We start from the raw sequence: 17674 nt of genomic DNA, 5'->3' as shown, positions 1-17674 counted from the left end.
ACCGTCGCCGTACGCCTCACGCGCTGGTCAGCAAGTCGCCCTCCTGTACCGCGGTCAGGGACAGCGTCTTGTAGCCGACCTGCTCGAACAGCACGACGAGGCGGTCGTCCTCCGTGCGCATCACCGTGCCCGCGCCCCACTCCGCGTGGCACACCCGCCCGTTCGGCTCATAGGGCCCATCGTGCCCGGGCGGGGGAGCGGCGTCCTGTCGGGATCGGGTGGCGGGGCGCTCGTCCTCACGGTCGCACCCGTCGCACCGCCCGCACGGGGCGTCCAGCTGCTCGCCGAAATAGCCCAGAAGGTACTGCCGGCGGCAGGCCGGTGCCTCCGCGTAGCCGCGCATCATCTCGATGCGTGAGCGGTCGATGCGCCGCCGCCGCTCGAACACCTGCGCCGCCCTTTCGGCCGCCTCGTCCGCCGTGTGGCCGGGCAGCGCCCGGACCGTGCGGCGCCTGCCCTCGACGGTGACCGCTCCCGCCTCTTCCAGCAGGTTCAGCAGATCGCTGGTCTTGCGGCGCGACAGGCCGCACAGCTGCGCCGTCCGGCTGCGGCTCTGCGGGACGTCCTGACCGAGCAGCGTGGCCATGACCAGGCGCAGTGCCTCGTCGTCCAGGGCCCGGGCCGTGAGGAACCTCTGCAGTCCCAGGTCCTCGGGGCGGTAGAACAGCACCGCCCGGGCCGGCTCCCCGTCCCGGCCGGCGCGCCCGATCTCCTGGTAGTAGGAGTCCAGCGACTCCGGGACGGACGCGTGGGCGACGAACCGTACGTCCGGCTTGTCGATGCCCATCCCGAACGCGGAGGTGGCCACCACCACGGCGGGCGCGCCGGCCATGAAGCCGTCGTGGATCCGGCGGCGGTCGGCTGCCCTCAGGCCCGCGTGGTAGGCCTCGGCGTCCACGCCGTCCTGCCGGAGTCGCTCCGCGTACGTCTCGGCGTCCTTGCGGGTGGCGGTGTACAGGATGCCGGGGCCGCGCTCGCCGGCGGTCCAGCGTGCGACGGCCTCGCGTTTGGCGGGGTCGTCGGTGAAGGTGCGCACGGCCAGGTGGATGGTGGGCCGGTCGGTCCCGGTCGTGACGGCGTGGGCGTCGCGCATGTGCAGGTGCTCGATGATGTCCGCTCTGACCGGGGCGGCGGCCGTTGCCGTCAGGGCGAGCACCGGCGGGCGGCCCAGCCGTTCGGCGACCTCGCCGAGGTTCAGGTAGTCGGGACGGAAGTCGTGTCCCCAGGCGGATACGCAGTGCGCTTCGTCGACGACGAACAGTGAAGGGTCAAGGTCCCGCAGCTGCTCGACCACCCCGTCCTTCGCGAGCTGCTCGGGGGAGAGGAACAGGTATGCGGCATCGCCGTCCCGGAGGGCCCGCCAGGCCTCGTCCGTGGCCGACTGGGGCTGTGCGGAATTCACGGCCACGGCGTCCGGTGCCGCGCTCTCCTGCAGTCCGGCGACCTGGTCGCGCTGGAGGGCGATCAGCGGCGACACCACGACAGCGGGGCCGCCGAGCAGGAGGGTCGGCACCTGATAGATCGCTGATTTGCCGGAACCGGTGGGCATGACGACCAGGACGTCGCGGCCGTCGAGCAGGGCCTGCATCGCCTCCGTCTGCTCGGCGGCCAGGTCGCTCCACCCGAACCGTTCCCGGGCTGCGCGGCGCAGCTCGGCGATCCGATCGTGCATGCCCATCGCGGCGTCCCCTTCAGGCCCGGTACTCCAGCGGATCCGGCCCGGGTACCCTCCGTGGCCCGCCGCGATGCGGTGGGGAGGAGGGCAGGGGGATGCGGTGCGCCCGGGACCTGGGCCGCGGGGCCTTTAACTGCTGGAAGGCTCCCCCCGGTGCGGCATCTGGGGCGCCTTCGCGGCCTCGGCCTCGGCCTTGGCGTCATTCACCGCGGCGACAGCCTGTTTTCCCGCCTCGTCGGCGGCTGCGGCAGCGTCTAGCAAGATCGCGGATCCCGCCTCGAGTTCCGGACTCCGGCCGGGCTGGGACGTGCCGTCGGTGTCGGCGGCCGCCTGTTCCGCGGGCTGGGCAGGGGGCGGCGGAGTGCCCGCCGTCGCCTGGTTCCCGAATGCGCTGGTGACGGTCCGGACGGCCTCGGTCAGCTCACCGGGGATCACCCAGAACGTGTTGTTGTCGCTGCTCGCCAGGTGGGGAAGCGTCTCGAGGTACTTGTAGGCCAGGATCTTGGGATCGGCGTTGTTGCGGTGGACGGCCTGGAAGACGAGCTCCACGGCCTTCGCCTCGCCGTCGGCCCGCAGGATCATGGCCTGCTGCGCGCCCTGCGCCTCGAGGATGTCCTTCTGCCTCGTGCCTTCGGCAGTGAGGATCTTGGCCTGCCGTTCGCCTTCGGCGTGCAGGATGGCCGCGCGCTTGTCACGCTCGGCCCGCATCTGCTTCTCCATCGCTTCCTTGATGGTGTGCGGTGGATCGATGGCCTTGATCTCGACGCGGTTGACGCGGATGCCCCACTTGCCCGTGGCATCGTCGAGGACGGCGCGGAGCCGGGAGTTGATCTCCTCACGCGAGGTGAGTGTCTCCTCCAGGTCCATGCTGCCGATGACGTTGCGCAGCGTGGTCACGGTGAGCTGGTCGATCGCCTGCAGGTAGTCGGCGACCTCGTAGGCCGCCGCCCGCGGGTCCGTGATCTGGTAGTAGAGCACGGTGTCGATGTTCACCACGAGGTTGTCCTCGGTGATCACCGGTCGGGGATCGGAGGAGTAGACCTGCTCGCGCACATCCAGTTTGGTGTTGATGCGGTCCGCCACCGGCACGACCAGGTTCAGCCCGGGTTGCAGCGTACGGCGATAGCGGCCGAACCGTTCGATGTTGTAGCGACGTGCCTGCGGGACGATCCGCACCGAGGAGGCGACCAGGAAGATGACCACGATGGCCGCCACGAGGATGGGAATGACGACTGGATCCACAGTGCCTCCGTTGGTGTGCGTGCGCTCAGTCGTTCAGGGAAGGAGCTCGCGGGGGTAGACGACGGCCGTGGCACCCTCGATCTCCATCACCTCCACCAGTGCTCCCACCGGGATCACCAGGCTCTCGTCGAGGGCCCGTGCGGACCACTCCTCACCGGCGAGTTTGATCAGGCCGTGCGTCGCCGTGACCTCCTGGACGACCTCGGCCCGTCTGCCGAGCAGCGCGTCGCTGCCCTCGCGGGTGAGGGGCTGCTCGGCCAGATGCCGCATCGCGATGGGACGGGCGATGATGAGACCCGCGGCCGCTGTCACTCCGAGCGCCACGAGCTGGCCGAGCAGGCCGACGCCCACCCCGGCCACTACGGCGGCGACCAGCGCGGCCCCGGCCATCAAACCGAAAACCAATGTCAGTGTGAAAAACTCCGCGACGCCCAGCCCCGCGGCGGCGAGCAGCCAAACGAACCACGGCATCGGATCGCCCTCCTTAAGGGCTTTGTCCTCCAAACTACCTCTTGGGACGCCCGACAGGACAGGCATGGCGGCGGCAGTATTCGATCCGCGGCCTCCGGTCCTGCCTCGCCGCCCCAGAGGGCGCGCGTTCAGGAGGGCGGAGCTTCAGTGCTCGCAGAGGGAGAATTCCCGCTCGTAGAGCTGCTCGTTGTGTTCGTCGATGAAGTACTTGCGCTCCTGCATGAGCTGCTCGCGGTAGCCCTTGGCCTCTTCCAAGGTCATGGTCGAGGTCTCGGCCCATGGCTGCTGCGGCGGCACATCGGATGTGGAGACGATCTCTGCCGACGGATCCACCAGGAAGAACGCGAGGATCTTGCGATACCCCTGCCGGGTGGGGTCCGCGAGACGGAATGAGCCGACGCGGTGTTGCAGGATGTTCGGGAACGCCAGGCAGCGGCCCGCGGGAGTCGAGGCCGATCCCAGCATCTGGTTCAGCGCGTCCTCGTCCTTCAGGCCGTACACCTCACGCAGACCGTCGTCGTCGTTCTGCTCGTACGAGGGGTCGTCGAGCGCGGCCCGGAAGCTCAGCCGGCTTTCGGTGATGTTCTCGCTGTCCCAGTAGAAGATGCCGGTCGAGACGATCCGCTCGTTCATCATCCCCTCGACATGCCAGGAACCGCCGGCGTACTCGGGCTTGTCCGGCGTGAGATGAATCGTGGCCAGCTTGACGATGACCTGGACACGGCGACCGCGCAGGTCGACCCGGGCGGGTTCATCGGGCGACTCGGGAGCGGTGAAGGCCGGGGCGTCCGGGATGACCGGGCGGCGGTTCTCCCACCAGTCGTCGTGGGCCTCCCCCCAGGCGCGCACGGCTTCCTGGTAGGCCGCGTCATCGCTGAAGGACCGTCTGTTCGGGTACTCCGGCTTCGAGTCGTACCACCCGTAAGGATCGGCCTCGATGCGCAACGGTCGCGGATGGCGCAGATCGGTGAGCACGTTCTCGAACAGCGGGCGCATGCGGGCGAACAAGTCCGGCAGGACGGAGGCGAGTTCGCGGTGCTTCTCGGGGTGGACGTTGTTGACGTACGAACGGAAGACGGCATCGCCGTCGTCACTGACGTCGACGTCCGTGGGCAGCCACTGGAACTTTTCCGAGAACTCGTACCGCGAATAGCGGTCCGTCGGGTTCTGCCAAGCTCGCTCGGGCTCCCCGCTCACCCCGCGCACCAGGCAGAACAGTGAGGGATGAACCAGATCCAGCACCTGGCCGCCGGATCCGGGATGCCAGTCCTTCTCCGCCTCGGGAACCTCTTCCAGAACGCGAACCGCCTCGCGCAGCCGCGATCTCAGCTCGTCGTCGACCAAGGTGTCCGACTGCCACACTCCGTCGACGGCGGACACCTCAATGCCGGTTCGTCCGTCCCGAAGTGCGGCGTAGTGCGCGAGTTCGGCCAGCACGTAGCGCACCTGAGCTTGGGTGAGGCCCAGGGCGACCGCTTCTTGCGTCCATCTGGCGACGATGTCGGCGTCGTTCATCTTGTCGAACCACCCAGGCTTCGCCCGGATGTGTGCGCTGCACTGGATCATCTCCAACTCCCGCAGCGTTCGCGGTGTCGCGAACGATATGGAACGAGAAGCATGAAAGGGCAGCGGGAAAGCAGGCATGCCGGTCAAGGCTCTTGGTCCTCCCAGTCGATGTGCGGCGGCCGGAAGGATACTTCAGCGCACTGACACCGCCGCCGTGGTCCTTCCGGCACCAAAACTGCGTGCGAGCAGGCCGGAAGGGTCTCTACCCTCCGGGTATGGATCTTCGCGAAGAACTTCCCGGCGACAGGCGGGCCGTGCGGGGCGTTCACCTGCAAGCCTTCGGTGACCATGGCCTCGTGGTGGCCGACCTGGTCGATACCCTGCGGGACACCATCACTCCCACGGACGGTCTCTCCCTGGTCGCCGAGCAGGAGGGGCAGGTCGTCGGCCACGTCATGGTGTCCCGCGGTCTGCTCGATGCCCCTCGGCGGCTGGTTGAAGTACAGGTGCTGAGCCCGCTGGCCGTGCTGCCTGAGCTGCACAAGCGGGGTATCGGCTCGGCCCTGGTCCGGCGCGCGCTGGAGATCCTCGCCGAGCGGGCGGTTCCCCTCGTCTTCCTGGAGGGAGATCCGGGCTACTACGCGCGTTTCGGCTTCGCGCCCGGTGATGGCCTGGGGTTCCGGAAGCCCTCCCTGCGTATCCCGGACGGCGCGTTCCAGGCCATCAGGCTCCCGGCGTACGAGCCGTGGATGACGGGGACGCTGGTCTGTGCGGAGCCGTTCTGGCGGCACGACGCCGTCGGCCTCCGTGACCCCAACGCATAGTGCTGCCAGAGGTGTTACAGGGTTGCCCTCAGGTCAGGATGAGGCGCTCCATGTGCGCAGCCGGCGGGCGAGCAGTCCGACGCCCAACGCGCCGGAGGCGGCATCCCGGACCAGGGCGACCGCTTCCTTCGGCGGGTAGGTGAGGTGACACCCGTTCAAGGCGAGGTACGCCTCCGCGGAGTGCCAGGCGAACGCTTCGTCGGAGTGCTCCAGGCATGGCAGCCTCACCAGCGTCTGCAGCAGCGCGGCCGCTTTGAGATACACAGACCCGTATACGTCGTGTTCCAGAGCCCGGGCGTTGACCCGGGCAACCGCCGCGTACAGCGGCCCGAGATCGTCCACCTGGGGATCTCCGGGCAGCAATTCGGCGGCGTGCAGCAGGAAGCTCACATCGAGCGGGTGGAGCGGCTCGTCCTGCGTCACGCGGCGTTGCCCCGCTTCTGCTGTCCTTCGAGTTCACGTCGGGCAGCCTGCTCGGCAGCGCGCCGCTCCCCACTCGGATCGGCTGAGCCGGCCGCCTCGGCGAACGCGTCGCCGCTGCGGGACATCGAGTCCTTGAACGCCTCGAGGAAACGGGCCTCCACGGCCGTAGCACGGTCGTAGGCGGCGGACAGGATGTACTCCTGCAAGCTGACTCCCGCCTGCCGTGCAGCGGCCTCGATCGCGGCGCGCTGGGCCGGATCGGGAAAACGCAGGTTCATGGCTTTGGGCTGGGACATGGCACCGATGGTACCTCCGGTACCACCTGATGGCGAGGGAGGTGAGTTACGGCGCCGAGGAGTGTTTGCGGTGCGGGTCCAGCCGGAAGTCGGGACAGTCACGGTTCTGACAGGCGCCCGGACCCCACACGGGAACGAACACGCCGAGGCTCTTGTGCCGATGGGGCACGGTCGGCACGTCCTTCTTGCAGCTCGGGCAGACGTACACTTCGGACTTGCGCTTCGTTTTGACCATATTTTTACGATATGCCCGTACTGGTGAGTCGGGAAGTGCTGCGTCCTCTTCCCGATCCTCTTGTTCACCTGGCGGAGCGGCCGGCGCCCCAGGGGCGGGCCTCGTCAGGCTGAGCGCCACGGACCCCGCCAGGACGACGACGATGAACGCCAGACTGATCGGCGAGGGGATCTCCGGGATGCCGGGGCTGATCATTTTGTGCGATGCCTGGAGGATGAGCTTCACGCCGATGAAGCCGAGAATGATCGCCAGGCCCTTGTTCAGGTAGTGGAAGCGGTCCAGCAGTCCCGCCAGCATGAAGTAGAGGGCTCGCAGACCCAGGATGGCGAACGCGTTGCTGGTGTAGACGATGAAGGCGTCATCGCTGACCGCGAGGACGGCCGGGACGCTGTCGACAGCGAAGATCAGGTCGGCGGCCTCGATCGCGGCGACCACCGCCAGCAGCGGGGTCGCCATCCGTACGCCGGCCTCCCGGACGAAGAACTTCGCCCCGGCGTACTCGTCCCGCACCGGGATGATCTTGCGGAGCAGGCGTACGGCGAAGCTCTTGCCGGGGTCGAAGCTCTCCTCGTCGCCCTTGACGAGCTTGTAGGTGCTGTAGAACAGGATCGCCGCGAAGACGAAGAGCACCGCGGTGAAGCGGCTGACCACGGCCACGCCGAGGGAGAGGAAGATCCCGCGGAAGACGAGCGCGCCGATGACGCCGAAGAACAGCACGCGGTGCTGGTAGGCGCGGGGCACCTTGAAGTACGCGAAGATCACGGCGAACACGAAGAGGTTGTCGACCGACAGGCTCTTCTCCAGCAGCCATGCCGTCGTGTACTCGGTGCCCGCCGTCGTGCCCAGGACGAGGAAGACGACCACACCGAAGATCAGGGCGAGGCCCACCCACAGGCCGCTCCAGGCGGCCGCCTCCTTGAAGCCGATGACGTGCGCGGTGCGGTGGGACAGCAGGTCCACCGCCAGCGACACGACCACCGTCGCGGCGAACGCCCCCCACAGCCAGAGCGGGACCTCAAGCACGCCGATGCACCCTCACCACGGCCGGCGCGGAATGTGCCGACCCATATACAGGAGTGTCCGGCATCGCGCCCCAGAGGGCACGCCGAGGGTCAGGAGCCGTCAGGCTCTTGGCCCTCGGGTACGCCCCGGGACCTTGGTGTTCTGTCGGCCGTGCGGTGCGGCTACTTCTGGTCGATGGGCAGAGCCAGGTCGGTGACCTGGTACTTCTTGGGGAAGGCGCCCTTGTGGGTGGCTGCGCCGGTGAGCACGTTGACCGCGTGCAGGCGGTAGGTACCGCCGGTCTTGATGGTCGCGAAGCCGTGGTTCGTGCCGGTGGACTTCTTGAAGTAGATGTCGAAGCCGGCATCCAGAGCCGCGTCCACGCCGAGGTTGCCGACGGGCGCGAGTGTTCCGGCGTTGGCGGGGGACTGCAGGGAGATGCGGTCGGCCATCGTGTCGAGATCGAACAGGGTCGTCGCGGTGGCCGCGCTGCGGTCGTTGTTGGTGTACGCGGCGCCGGTGACGCCCCGGGCGGTGGACGGCGGGGTGGTGGGATTGGTGAGCGTGCCGTCGACGACGGTCGTCAGGGGAGCGGCGGCGTCGTCGATGTTGTGGCGCAGGTTCTGCCCGGTGTCGGAGATCACCCGCAGGCGGTTCGCGGCCGGGTTGAAGTCCACGCCGAACGCGGTGCCGGACAGGGCAACGGTCAGCTGAGAGACCTTTGTCGCCTTGGCACGGGTGTTCAGGGTGTAGATGCCGCCCCGGTCGCCGACGCCGTACAGCTTCCCGTCCTGCACGCGGAAGTCGATGCCCACGAGCTTGGTGTCCTTGGACAGCCCGGAGACCTTGCCCAGCGGCCATGCCCGGCCGGGTGCGTCGACGTCGAACTCGAGCAGCCGCTGATCGCCGGTCAGGCCGACGGCCGTCAGCCCTCCGTGCCGGGGCGCGGCCGGGGCTTCCTGGCTCGCGAGGGCCGGGGCAGCACCCAGGGCGGCAAGGAGGACGCCGGCGGTGACGATGGTGCGTTTGCGCATGTTTTCTTCCCTCTCGGACGCCTCGACTTGGAATGTCGAAGGCTATGCAGGGGATTCGTCGCCGTCGGCGATGCGGATGGGCTCCGACCTCCTGATCCACTCGTATGGAGCACGTGCGGTGACCGGCGCGCCCGGTCAGGTCGGCAGGCTGAGCAAGGCGATGGGGTCGGAGGTGGGGCGGGCAGACCCACCGGCCGGTTCGACGGTGATGCCTACGGCCGAAGCCGCGTTTGCCGAGCCCTCCAGGACCAGGGCCTGGCCGGTGCGGTAGGCGTCCATCAGACCTGCCGACCGCATATTGCCGTCCACCTGAAACCACGCCTGGTAGGTCTTGTCCGGCGGTGGAGCCGGCAGGTCCGCCAGCAGCACTGCCTGGTCACGGCGGTCGGAGACGACGACCGTGGCGCGCGAACCGTCCTCCAGGCGAGCCGTGCGCGTGTCGGCGTCCGGCGCGGCCAGCACGGCGACGAGCTGATCCAGCTGCCCGTGGACCTGCTGAGCCTGGGCGGTGGCTTCTTCGGCGCGGTCATGCTGCCAGGCGGCGATTCCGGCGAACGCGGTCGCCCCGGCCAGGCAGGCGGCCAGCGCGAGCCGGGGCAGTCGTCGGCGCAGGCCGGTGAACCGCGTTTCGGGGCGGGAGGAGGGGGCGACCTGGCGGACCGTGGTGATGCGCTGGAGCACCTGCTGCTTGGTGGCGGGCTGAGGGCTGACGGCGAAGGCGGCGCCGAGTCTTGTGGCGGTGGCAGTGAACTCGGCCACCTCGTCCTGGCAGGCCGCGCATGCCCTCAGGTGCTCCTCGAACAGGGCGCGTTCGTCGTCGGGCAGTGCGTGGAGGGCGTAGGCACCGGTAAGGGTGTGCAGATCGGCATGGGCGCTCATGTGCTCACTCCCAGGCAGTCACGCAGCCGGATCAGACCGTCGCGCAGCCGGGTCTTGATCGTGCCCAGCGGCACGGACAGCTGTTCGGCCACCTCGCGGTAGGTGAGCCCCCGGTAGTACGCCAGTGTCACCGACTGGCGCTGCAGATCCGTCAGGGTGCGCAGGCACCGCCGCACCTGTTCCCGTTCGAGCCGGTGCTCGACCTCTTCGCTCACCTCGTCGTATTCGGGTGTCTGGTCCAGCGTCGCGGCCCGGTGATCTCGGGCGGCCGACGCCTCGGCGGAGCGGACCCGGTCGATGGCCCGCCGGTGGGCGAGGGTGAGGATCCAGTTGGTGACCGAGCCCCGGTCGGCCCGGTAGCGGGGCGCGGTGCGCCACACCTCCACGAGGACGTCCTGGGCGACCTCCTCGGACTGCGCCACGTCGCGCAGCACCGCGCGCACCACTCCCAGCACGGCAGGGGCGAGGGCGTCGTAGAGGCCGGCGAAGGCGTCCTCGTCTCCATGGGCCACCGCGTGCATCAGCGCCTGCAGGTCCGGCTGCTGAGCGGGGTGCGCGCCAAGGAAGATCGGCTCTTTCACGGATTTTCGTCCTGTCGACAGCTGGGTGCGTCCGCGCCCCCGTCCGACCTTCCTGGCGTCCCGGCCGGAAAGGAAGGGGGGTGGGATCAACGTACAGGGGGGACCGGCCGCCGGGTGGCCCCACGCCGCCCGCGTCCTCGGAGCACCACGCCCTCCGCCCTCTCAGCCATCCGTTTCCGGTCCCGCAACGAATCACCAGTAAGAGCAAAAGGGGTGAACCGAAATGAATGACTCCTGCGATGTTCTCACCGGTGCTGGGACGAGCCAACTGTGCTCCGTACGCCGTGACATCCGCGAGCAGCTGGACCGGTGGGGCACCGGCGAACTCGCTGACGACGCCGCCCTTGTCGTCAGCGAGCTGCTGGGCAACGCCTTCCGGCACGGCCGGCCACCCGTGTCGCTCTCGCTCGTACTCGACACCCAGCAGGACCGCACATGCCTGCGGATCGGCGTCACCGACTCCGGCCCGGCGATCAACGTGGACCTGGTCCGGGCGAAGTGGCGGCATCCGTCCGGCGACCTGACCACGGACGGCCGCGGTCTGCGCCTGGTGGAAGCGCTGTCCCTCGCCTGGGGCGACCAGCCGCGACGCGCGGGCCACACCGTCTGGGCGGAACTCGACTGCCCCTCACACCCCGACCCGGTCGGCGCGTGAGGACGTCCCGCACCGGAAGAGCGGCCCGTCGGCCGGACAGGTGATCTCCTGACCGGGCACCGCGACGCCCGGTCAGGAGATCACCTGTCCGGGCGCCGCGGTGCCGTCAGGGCCCGGCAGTCGCAAGGCGCGCGTAGACGACGACGTTGTCGGCGTAGCGTCGGTCCTCGGGCGAAAAGTCGCCGGCGCACGTGATCAAGCGCAGGCCCGCGTGGTCCAGGTTGCGGTAGACGTCGATGCTCGGGAAGCGGTCCTTCGGGTACTGAGCGGTTTTGGTGACGGTGAAGACCGCGGTCCTGCCGTCCTTGCGCAGCACCTCGATACGCGCGCCGGGTTTCAGCTCCGCCAGCCTGAAGAACACGGACCTGGCGCCGTTCCACGTGACGTGCCCGGCGATCACGGCCGGTCCCCGGGAGCCGGGGGCCGGGCCCAGCCGGTACCAGCCCGCCTTGTCCGGGTCCCGCGGGGTCTGCATGACACGGTCGCCGTCCAGCCCGAGACGCTCCAGCGGCGTGGACACCGCGATCCCGGGGATCGTCAGGCGTACCGGGGCGGACGCGGGCAGTACGTCCGACCCTGCGCCCGAGGGCGACGGGTCGGGCGGCGTACTGCTCGAAGGAGCCGTGAGCACGGGCGGGGCGGGCTGCTGCTCGCCGACCCCCACGGCGACCAGCAGCGCACCCGTCACAAGAAGCGCGGGAGCGGCCGCGACCAGCAGTGGACGCACCCGCACCCGCCCCGCCATCCTCCCTGACGGCGGGGCTGCTCGATGGCCTGTCATGGCACGCGGTCAGCGGCCGGCGGTGCCTGCGCGGGGACCGGTGCGGCGGCGAGCCGCGACCAGCACACCCGCACCGCCGATGAGGGCGGCGCCGCCGCCGGCCAGCAGCCCGGACGCCTCCACGCCCTGGGTGGTGACGGTACCGGTCTCGACTCCGCCGACCGGCATGGAACCCACCGCGGCGCCCTTGACCATGCCGCAGTTCGCGGGCGCGGTGGCCTCCTGCGGGAGCTTGGGATCGAGCTCGCTCTTGCCCTTGCCGAAGTCGTACTCGCCGTTGCCGTTCGGGTCGATGCCGTGCTGGACGATGTGCAGGTCCTTGATGTGGTCGGCGAGCGCCTGAGAAACGGTGATGGTCCTGTCGTAGGACAGGTCGCCGCCCTCGTCGGCCACGGGCATGCGGTCCACCGCCAGTCCGCTCTCCTTCGTGGTGTCCCCCTGGGTGGTCAGGGAGATGTTGATGGCCCCGTAGGCCGGCAGACCCTCGGTGGTGGTGACGATGCCGTCACCGTTCTTGTCGGCGCTCCGGTCGGGACAGTGGAAATCGTGGCCGTCGGTGGAGCCATGGATGTGCTGGGCGTGCGGCTGCCCGGGCACGAGCCCGGACGCCTCGATCTTCACTGTGAGCCGGGTGCCTTCGACGGTGAGCATGGCGGTACCGCGCGCGCCGGAGTCGTTCTGCTGCTGCAGGTCGATCTGGTAGCTGCGCGGTCCGGAACCTTCGGAGCGCCCGTCGTCGGCGGCGGCCGGAACGACCGCCGACAGCGAGAGCGCGGCGGGAACCGCCACCAGTGCGGCCAGACGTGCAGCGTGCTGGGTTATCACGAGAGAACCCCTCTCCTGCCCGGCGCTCGGCGCTTGCCGCACCCGCACCGGTCTCGGCATTCACTGACGCCTGTGATCCGATGCCGGCGCGGGGACCGGATTGGTGCGAGAACGACTCCCGCTGTGTCCATGGCTCGCCGGCGGGCACTAGGGAAAGCTGAGTCGGTTGCGCGGTTGTCGAGGGGGTTGCCCCGGCCGACAGCTGCGGTGGGCGGTGTCAAGGGCGGAGGATCGGGCCTTGTTCGAGGGTTTTGAGGTCGAGCGGGTACAGACCGACGAAGCGTCGATTGTCGTTCGTCACGGCGGTGAAGGGCCGCCGGTGGTGCTGCTGCACGGCCACCCCCGTACCTCCGCGACCTGGCATCGTGTCGCCCCGCTCCTCGTCCGGCGCGGTTTCACCGTCGTCTGTCCCGATCTCCGGGGCTACGGCCGGTCCACCGGCCCGGCACCCACCGCGGACCACGTCGGGTACTCCAAGAGGGCCGTCGCCGGTGATGTGGTCGAGGTGATGCGCTCCCTCGGCCATTCCCGTTTCGCGCTGGCCGGGCACGACCGTGGAGGCGCGGTCGCGCTGCGGCTCGCGCTCGATCATCCCGACGTGGTCTCGCGGGTGGCGCTGATCGACTGCCTGCCCATCAGCGAGCACCTGTCCCGCATCACGACGGAGTTCGCCACGCAGTGGTGGCACTGGTTCTTCTTCGCCCAGCCCGGCATCCCCGAGCGGGTCATCAGCGCCGATCCGGACAGCTGGTACCGCGGTGATCCGCACAGCATGGGACAGCACAACCACGACGAGTGGCGCGCGGCGACGAGAAACCCGAACGTGGTGCGGGCGATGCTGGAGGACTACCGGGCCGGTCTCACCGTCGACCGGCGGCACGAGGAGGAGGACCGCGCCGCGGGGGTACGCATCCGGTGCCCGGCACTGATCCTGTGGTCGCTCCGGGACGACCTCAAGGACCTGTACGGAGACCCGCTGAAGATCTGGCGGCAGTGGGCACCGGACGTCCGGGGCCACGGCATCGACTCCGGGCACCACGTGGCCGAAGAGGCGCCGGAAGAACTCGCGTCCTCCCTGGCGGGCTTCTTCGACCCCCGCTCGGAACAGGAACCTGGCAAGGCCGAGTAGAACATCCGGGGCGGGGCAGGGGGGCGGTAGGTTCCCGTGGAGATTTCGCCTGGTGTCTCCTGACGAGACGGTTTGGAGAACATTGTGGCCGATCCCTCGGTCGAAGCTGTCGCCGCCGGTCGCTGCCTGGTCGCGAGGGTCAGTGGCGAGATGGATTACGTGACTGCCCCGGTGTTCCGTTCCCAGTTGAAGGAACTGGTCGCGCGCCGGGATCGCTGCATCGTGCTCGACCTGTGCGGCGTCTCGTTCTGCGACTCGGCCGGGCTGAACGTGCTGCTCGGAACGTGGAGGCAGGCGGATGCGACCGGGGCGGCGGTGGTGCTGGCGGGCGTGCCCGGGCCGCTGCGGCGGATCCTGCAGATGACCGGGACGGATCAGCTTCTGCGGGTGTACGACACGGTCACCGACGCGGAAGCCGCCTGCGGTGACTGAGCGCACGTCGGAGGATCCGTTTCCTCAGCGCGCAGCGGCGTCCGTGAGGACGGCCTGGAGGCGTGCCCGGCATTCGGCGACGAAGGCGGGGAAGGTGTGCCAGTAGTAGGAGATTCCACTGACGCCCACCGCGATGGCCCAGGCACGGGCGCGAGTCCAGGTCACATCGTCGAGGTCCAAGGCGTCCCGGTAGGCCCCTCGTGCCTGCGGGGGCAGGTCCCAGAGCGTGGAGTGCTCGGCATCGGGAAAGCCGACCGACAGTGCTCCGAAGTCGATGACGGCGTGGAGCCTTCCTTCCCGCACCAGGAGGTTGGTCGGCTTGAGGTCGCCGTGGAGCCACACGTGAGGTCCTGAGGGCTCGGGCAGCGCGAGCGCTGCTCGCCACAGCCGTTCCAGAGTGTCGACGTCGAGCTGGGAGCCCACGAAGGTACGGCACTCGTCGAAGCTCTTGCGGACCCACTGGTCGCATGGCCCCAGGCTGCCTCCGCGGTACCAGCTGAGGCCGTCCGCGCGGGTTGCCCCCATGAGGTCGATGCGGTGGAGCGCCCTGACGACCGCCGCCAGGTCGGCTCCGAAAGCGCCCCAGTCCCGGACGGTGTCAGGGCCGACTTCGTGGCCGTCGATCCACCGATAGACGGACCAGGGCAGGGGGAAGGCATCGGTCGGCGTCCCGGCGTGGACGGGCTCGGGAACCAGACAGGGAACGAAGGGCGCCAGACGCGGAAGCCACTCCTGCTCCTTCCCCAGGGACCCTGCCTTGTCCGCGGTACGTGGAAGCCGCACGAGCAGGTCATCGCCCAGCCGGTACATCGTGTTGTCCGTACCAGCGCCCGCGGGCGACAGCGGCCGGTCGGCCCACTGCGGACGCTGTGCCTTCAGCAACGACCGGACCAGGTCCTCGTCGACCGGGATCTCATCCTTGTGCAGCATCAGTCGATGCAGAACTCGTTGCCCTCGATGTCCAGCATCGGGATGCACGACTCGTTCTCCTCATCGGCGTACAGCGTTTGCACGTGGGTCGCACCGAGCGCGACCAGTCGGGCGCACTCGGATTCCAGCGCGGCGAGGCGCTCGGCGCCCACGAGCCCGGGGCCGACCCGGACGTCGAGATGCACCCGGTTCTTGACGGCCTTTCCTTCGGGGACGCGCTGGAAGTACAGGCGCGGGCCCACGCCGGAGGGATCACTGCAGGCGAACCACGATCCCCGCTTCTCGGATGGCAGGGTGCGGTTGTAATCGTCCCAGCTGGTGAAGCCCTCCGGCGGGGGCGGTGCGACGTACCCCAGTACTTCGCACCAGAAGCGAGCGACGCGCTCGGGTTCGGCGCAGTCGAAGGTGACTTGGAACTTCCTGATCGCTGACACCGGCGCACCGTACCGCGTACCGCCACGACGCTGCCGCTCATTTCCGGGGCACCCCTGGGGGAGGGCCGGGGGCTCACTCAGAGGAACCGCCACAGGTGGTCGGCGGTGCCGTTGTCGTCGAACTGGACGACCTGGGCGCTGTTGGCGGTCGACATGCCGTCCACGGCGAGCACCTTGCCGCTGTGCTTGTTCTGGATGCGCCGGAAGGGCGGCTCCGGTATCCAGGGCCGCCCGTCGGGCGAGGCGGTGGGGAAGGCGGTGATGCGCAGGCGGGCGGCTCCCATCGGGACGAGGGTGACGGTCTCCACCGGGGAGGTGCTGCGTGCCGGGCCGGGCTGGAGGGGTGCGACGACGTGTTCGTCGTCCGCGATCCACTCCGCGATGCGCCGGGCCTCGGCGGTGATGCGGACCGGGACGGTGTCGTGGGTGAAGGGGTTGTCGGGGACCGGCCCGGCGACGCCGGTCAGGTTGAAGCGGGGGGAGGGGGTGAGGCCGTAGTTCCAGGGGGAGGTCGCGTGCACCTCGTACTCGGGGAAGGTGTCGGTGCCCGCGTAACGCTCGTATCGCTCACCGATCTTCAGTGCGTAGGTGAGGGGGCCGTGCTGGACGCTGACGGAGTCCTGCTGGGCGGGCCAGTGGCGCAGGGTGGTGCGCTGGGGCAGGCGCAGGGTGACCCGGTCGCCGTTGCTCCAGGTACGTTCCACGGTGGCCCAGGCAGGGCCGGCCGGCGCGGCCACGGCCTGCCCGTTGACGCGCACCTCGGGACCGGCGCACCAGCCGGGCACGCGCAGCCGGAGCGGGAAGCGGACGGCGCGCGGCGTGGAGAGGGTCAGGGTGACAGTGTCGGTGAAGGGATAGCCGGTGTCCTCGGCGACGGTCACCGTGGTCCCCCCGGCCACCTGCGTGCGGACCCGGCTCGGGGCGTACATCGCCGCGGCCAGCCCGCCGTAGGGCGTGGCCAGCCCACAGCTCCTCGGTGAAGTACGGCCATCCCATGCCGTAGTTGTGCGGGCAGCAGCGGTACTGGTCGACACCGGGGTGGAGGGCCTGCATGGCGAAGCCGTTCTGGAACTGCCCTCGTGTCTTCGGCCTGTTGTCGAGGTCGATGCTGTTCGCGCTGGTGATGTAGTGGATCGCCTTGCCCTGGGGATCGAGGGAGGCGGGCAGCATGTTGAAGGCCAGGTCCTCGCAGCGGTCGGCCCACACGGGGTCGCCGGTGATCCTGGTGAGCAGTTCGTGGCTGGCCATGAACTCGACGGTCCCGCAGGTCTCGAAACCCTGACGGGGGTCGGTGAAACCGGGCCGGTAATTCTCGTCACCGGCCATCCCGCCACCCGGGAACTGCCCGTAGACGCCCATCACCCGGTCGTACGCCCGGTACGTGGCCCGGGTCAGTTCCGGGTCGCCGGTGACCTGCGCGTACTGGGCCGGCTCGCGGAAACCCTGGGCGATGTTGACGTTGTGCCGGGAGGGCGTGTGCGCCGGTCCAGTCGGCGCCCAGGGTGTGCATCTTGGCGGCCAGATCGAGCAGGAACGGCTCCCCGGTGCGGCGGTGCAGCCACACGGTGACGTCGAGGCCGTCGCCCCAGCGGTAGGAGACCCAACTGGTGTTGAAGGCGCCGGGTCCCTGGGCGTTCATGAACCGCAGGAACCGGGTGAGGAACGGCACGATCCGCTCGTCGCGGGTGTACTCCTCGTAGGTGCGCAGCGCTTGGAGCAGCGGCAGGAACGGCCAGAAGTCGGGCCCGCCGTCGAGGGAGGTGCGCAGTGCCCGTGGCCCGAAGAAGCCGTCGCTCTGCTGGGTGCTGAGGATCGCGCTGACCCAGGCGCGTGAACGCTCCAGCGCCCGGGCGTCACCGGTGGCGATCGCCAGGGGGACGTAACCCCGCAGCCAGTACGGCACCTCCTCCCACGCTCCGCGCTCGGGGTGCACCCAGCCGGTGGTGGCGAAGTCGAGGAAGTGCGACAGGTTCTCGTACTGGCCGCACAGACCGTCGAGTTGGAGCCTGAGCTGACCGGCGAGCCAGCCGCGCGCGGTGACGCTGCCGGCGGGCAGCTTGCGGAAGGCGTCGGGCACGGGAGCGGCGGCCGGGCTCGCCGGTGCGGCCGAGGCCGAGGGGGCGAGCGGACCGAGTGCCGCTGCGCCGAGGGTCAGGGCGCCGGTGCCGAGGAGTGTGCGTCTGCTGACGGACATGCGGTCTCCCTACGGGGTCTCCGGTCTGTCACGGGGCTCTTGTATATCGTTGTAAACGCGGAGCCAAAGAGATGACAGCACAGCCCAGAAGGCCGTCCAGGGATCTGACGCATGCATGCCGGATTG

Annotated in this window: 17 protein-coding genes and 2 pseudogenes; 4 read left to right on the top strand and 15 right to left on the bottom strand. The window is 69.5% G+C overall.

Annotation, left to right across the window (positions count from 1 at the left end; all coding sequences use genetic code 11):
• Positions 1-16 precede the first annotated feature (16 nt).
• The 4 genes from ACWD1Z_RS27205 to ACWD1Z_RS27190 all read right to left on the bottom strand — a co-directional run bounded on the left by ACWD1Z_RS27205 (position 17) and on the right by ACWD1Z_RS27190 (position 5041).
• A complete protein-coding gene (locus ACWD1Z_RS27205) occupies positions 17-1678 on the bottom strand; it encodes a RecQ family ATP-dependent DNA helicase (RefSeq protein WP_451122216.1) in 1662 nt (553 codons plus the stop codon).
• A gap of 126 nt (positions 1679-1804) precedes the next feature.
• Positions 1805-2917, bottom strand: a complete 1113-nt coding sequence (locus tag ACWD1Z_RS27200) for an SPFH domain-containing protein (RefSeq protein WP_451122215.1) — start codon at positions 2915-2917, stop codon at positions 1805-1807.
• A gap of 33 nt (positions 2918-2950) precedes the next feature.
• A complete protein-coding gene (locus tag ACWD1Z_RS27195; protein WP_451122214.1) occupies positions 2951-3388 on the bottom strand; it encodes an NfeD family protein in 438 nt (145 codons plus the stop codon).
• Positions 3389-3532: 144 nt separating this feature from the next.
• On the bottom strand, positions 3533-5041 hold the full coding sequence (locus tag ACWD1Z_RS27190; RefSeq protein WP_451122213.1) for a DUF4246 domain-containing protein: 1509 nt from the start codon (positions 5039-5041) through the stop codon (positions 3533-3535).
• Positions 5042-5169: 128 nt separating this feature from the next.
• Between ACWD1Z_RS27190 and ACWD1Z_RS27185 the strand changes: the two genes are divergently transcribed.
• Entirely contained in the window at positions 5170-5718 is a 549-nt protein-coding gene (locus ACWD1Z_RS27185; protein ID WP_451122212.1) for a GNAT family N-acetyltransferase, read from the top strand.
• 33 nt (positions 5719-5751) lie between these two features.
• On the opposite strand, the gene ACWD1Z_RS27180 is transcribed toward ACWD1Z_RS27185, so the two are convergent.
• The 6 genes and pseudogenes from ACWD1Z_RS27180 to ACWD1Z_RS27155 form a co-directional block, all read right to left on the bottom strand.
• Entirely contained in the window at positions 5752-6141 is a 390-nt protein-coding gene (locus ACWD1Z_RS27180) for a fic family toxin-antitoxin system, toxin component (RefSeq protein ID WP_451122211.1), read from the bottom strand.
• Entirely contained in the window at positions 6138-6437 is a 300-nt protein-coding gene (locus ACWD1Z_RS27175) for a type II toxin -antitoxin system TacA 1-like antitoxin (protein ID WP_451122210.1), read from the bottom strand. Before ACWD1Z_RS27175 ends, ACWD1Z_RS27180 begins: the two co-directional genes overlap by 4 nt.
• A gap of 265 nt (positions 6438-6702) precedes the next feature.
• A pseudogene (locus tag ACWD1Z_RS27170) lies at positions 6703-7695 on the bottom strand (TerC family protein); the annotation flags it as partial.
• A gap of 161 nt (positions 7696-7856) precedes the next feature.
• A complete protein-coding gene (locus ACWD1Z_RS27165; RefSeq protein WP_451122209.1) occupies positions 7857-8708 on the bottom strand; it encodes a DUF4394 domain-containing protein in 852 nt (283 codons plus the stop codon).
• A 135-nt stretch (positions 8709-8843) separates the two neighbouring features.
• On the bottom strand, positions 8844-9587 hold the full coding sequence (locus ACWD1Z_RS27160; RefSeq protein WP_451122208.1) for an anti-sigma factor: 744 nt from the start codon (positions 9585-9587) through the stop codon (positions 8844-8846).
• Complete coding sequence (locus tag ACWD1Z_RS27155; RefSeq protein WP_451122207.1) at positions 9584-10168, bottom strand: sigma-70 family RNA polymerase sigma factor; 585 nt, start codon at positions 10166-10168, stop codon at positions 9584-9586. The genes ACWD1Z_RS27160 and ACWD1Z_RS27155 overlap by 4 nt, the downstream gene beginning before the upstream one ends.
• A gap of 223 nt (positions 10169-10391) precedes the next feature.
• On the opposite strand from ACWD1Z_RS27155, the gene ACWD1Z_RS27150 reads away from it, so the two are divergent.
• Complete coding sequence (locus ACWD1Z_RS27150) at positions 10392-10823, top strand: ATP-binding protein (RefSeq protein WP_451122206.1); 432 nt, start codon at positions 10392-10394, stop codon at positions 10821-10823.
• Positions 10824-10929: 106 nt separating this feature from the next.
• Here the strand turns inward: ACWD1Z_RS27150 and ACWD1Z_RS27145 are convergent, their stop codons facing one another.
• Positions 10930-11568 (bottom strand): class F sortase, encoded by a 639-nt coding sequence (locus ACWD1Z_RS27145; protein WP_451122205.1) that lies wholly within the window; start codon positions 11566-11568, stop codon positions 10930-10932.
• A gap of 45 nt (positions 11569-11613) precedes the next feature.
• Positions 11614-12429 (bottom strand): hypothetical protein, encoded by an 816-nt coding sequence (locus ACWD1Z_RS27140; protein ID WP_451122204.1) that lies wholly within the window; start codon positions 12427-12429, stop codon positions 11614-11616.
• Positions 12430-12667: 238 nt separating this feature from the next.
• On the opposite strand from ACWD1Z_RS27140, the gene ACWD1Z_RS27135 reads away from it, so the two are divergent.
• Both ACWD1Z_RS27135 and ACWD1Z_RS27130 read left to right on the top strand, forming a co-directional pair.
• Positions 12668-13558, top strand: a complete 891-nt coding sequence (locus tag ACWD1Z_RS27135) for an alpha/beta fold hydrolase (protein WP_451122203.1) — start codon at positions 12668-12670, stop codon at positions 13556-13558.
• A gap of 72 nt (positions 13559-13630) precedes the next feature.
• On the top strand, positions 13631-13990 hold the full coding sequence (locus ACWD1Z_RS27130; RefSeq protein ID WP_451122202.1) for an STAS domain-containing protein: 360 nt from the start codon (positions 13631-13633) through the stop codon (positions 13988-13990).
• A 24-nt stretch (positions 13991-14014) separates the two neighbouring features.
• Here the strand turns inward: ACWD1Z_RS27130 and ACWD1Z_RS27125 are convergent, their stop codons facing one another.
• From ACWD1Z_RS27125 to ACWD1Z_RS27115, 3 genes and pseudogenes are all read right to left on the bottom strand, one after another.
• The gene (locus ACWD1Z_RS27125; RefSeq protein ID WP_451122240.1) at positions 14015-14923 is read right to left on the bottom strand and encodes an aminoglycoside phosphotransferase family protein; all 909 of its coding nucleotides are present in this window, start codon (positions 14921-14923) and stop codon (positions 14015-14017) included.
• On the bottom strand, positions 14920-15354 hold the full coding sequence (locus tag ACWD1Z_RS27120) for a VOC family protein (RefSeq protein WP_451122201.1): 435 nt from the start codon (positions 15352-15354) through the stop codon (positions 14920-14922). Before ACWD1Z_RS27120 ends, ACWD1Z_RS27125 begins: the two co-directional genes overlap by 4 nt.
• Positions 15355-15434: 80 nt before the next feature.
• Positions 15435-17548: pseudogene (locus tag ACWD1Z_RS27115) on the bottom strand (beta-L-arabinofuranosidase domain-containing protein); the annotation flags it as partial.
• Positions 17549-17674: the final 126 nt, after the last annotated feature.

It is taken from the genome of Streptomyces sp. NPDC002784 (genome assembly GCF_053592135.1).
The sequence above is the reverse complement of the archived record's forward strand: the minus strand, read 5'-3'. Positions and strand labels throughout refer to the sequence as shown.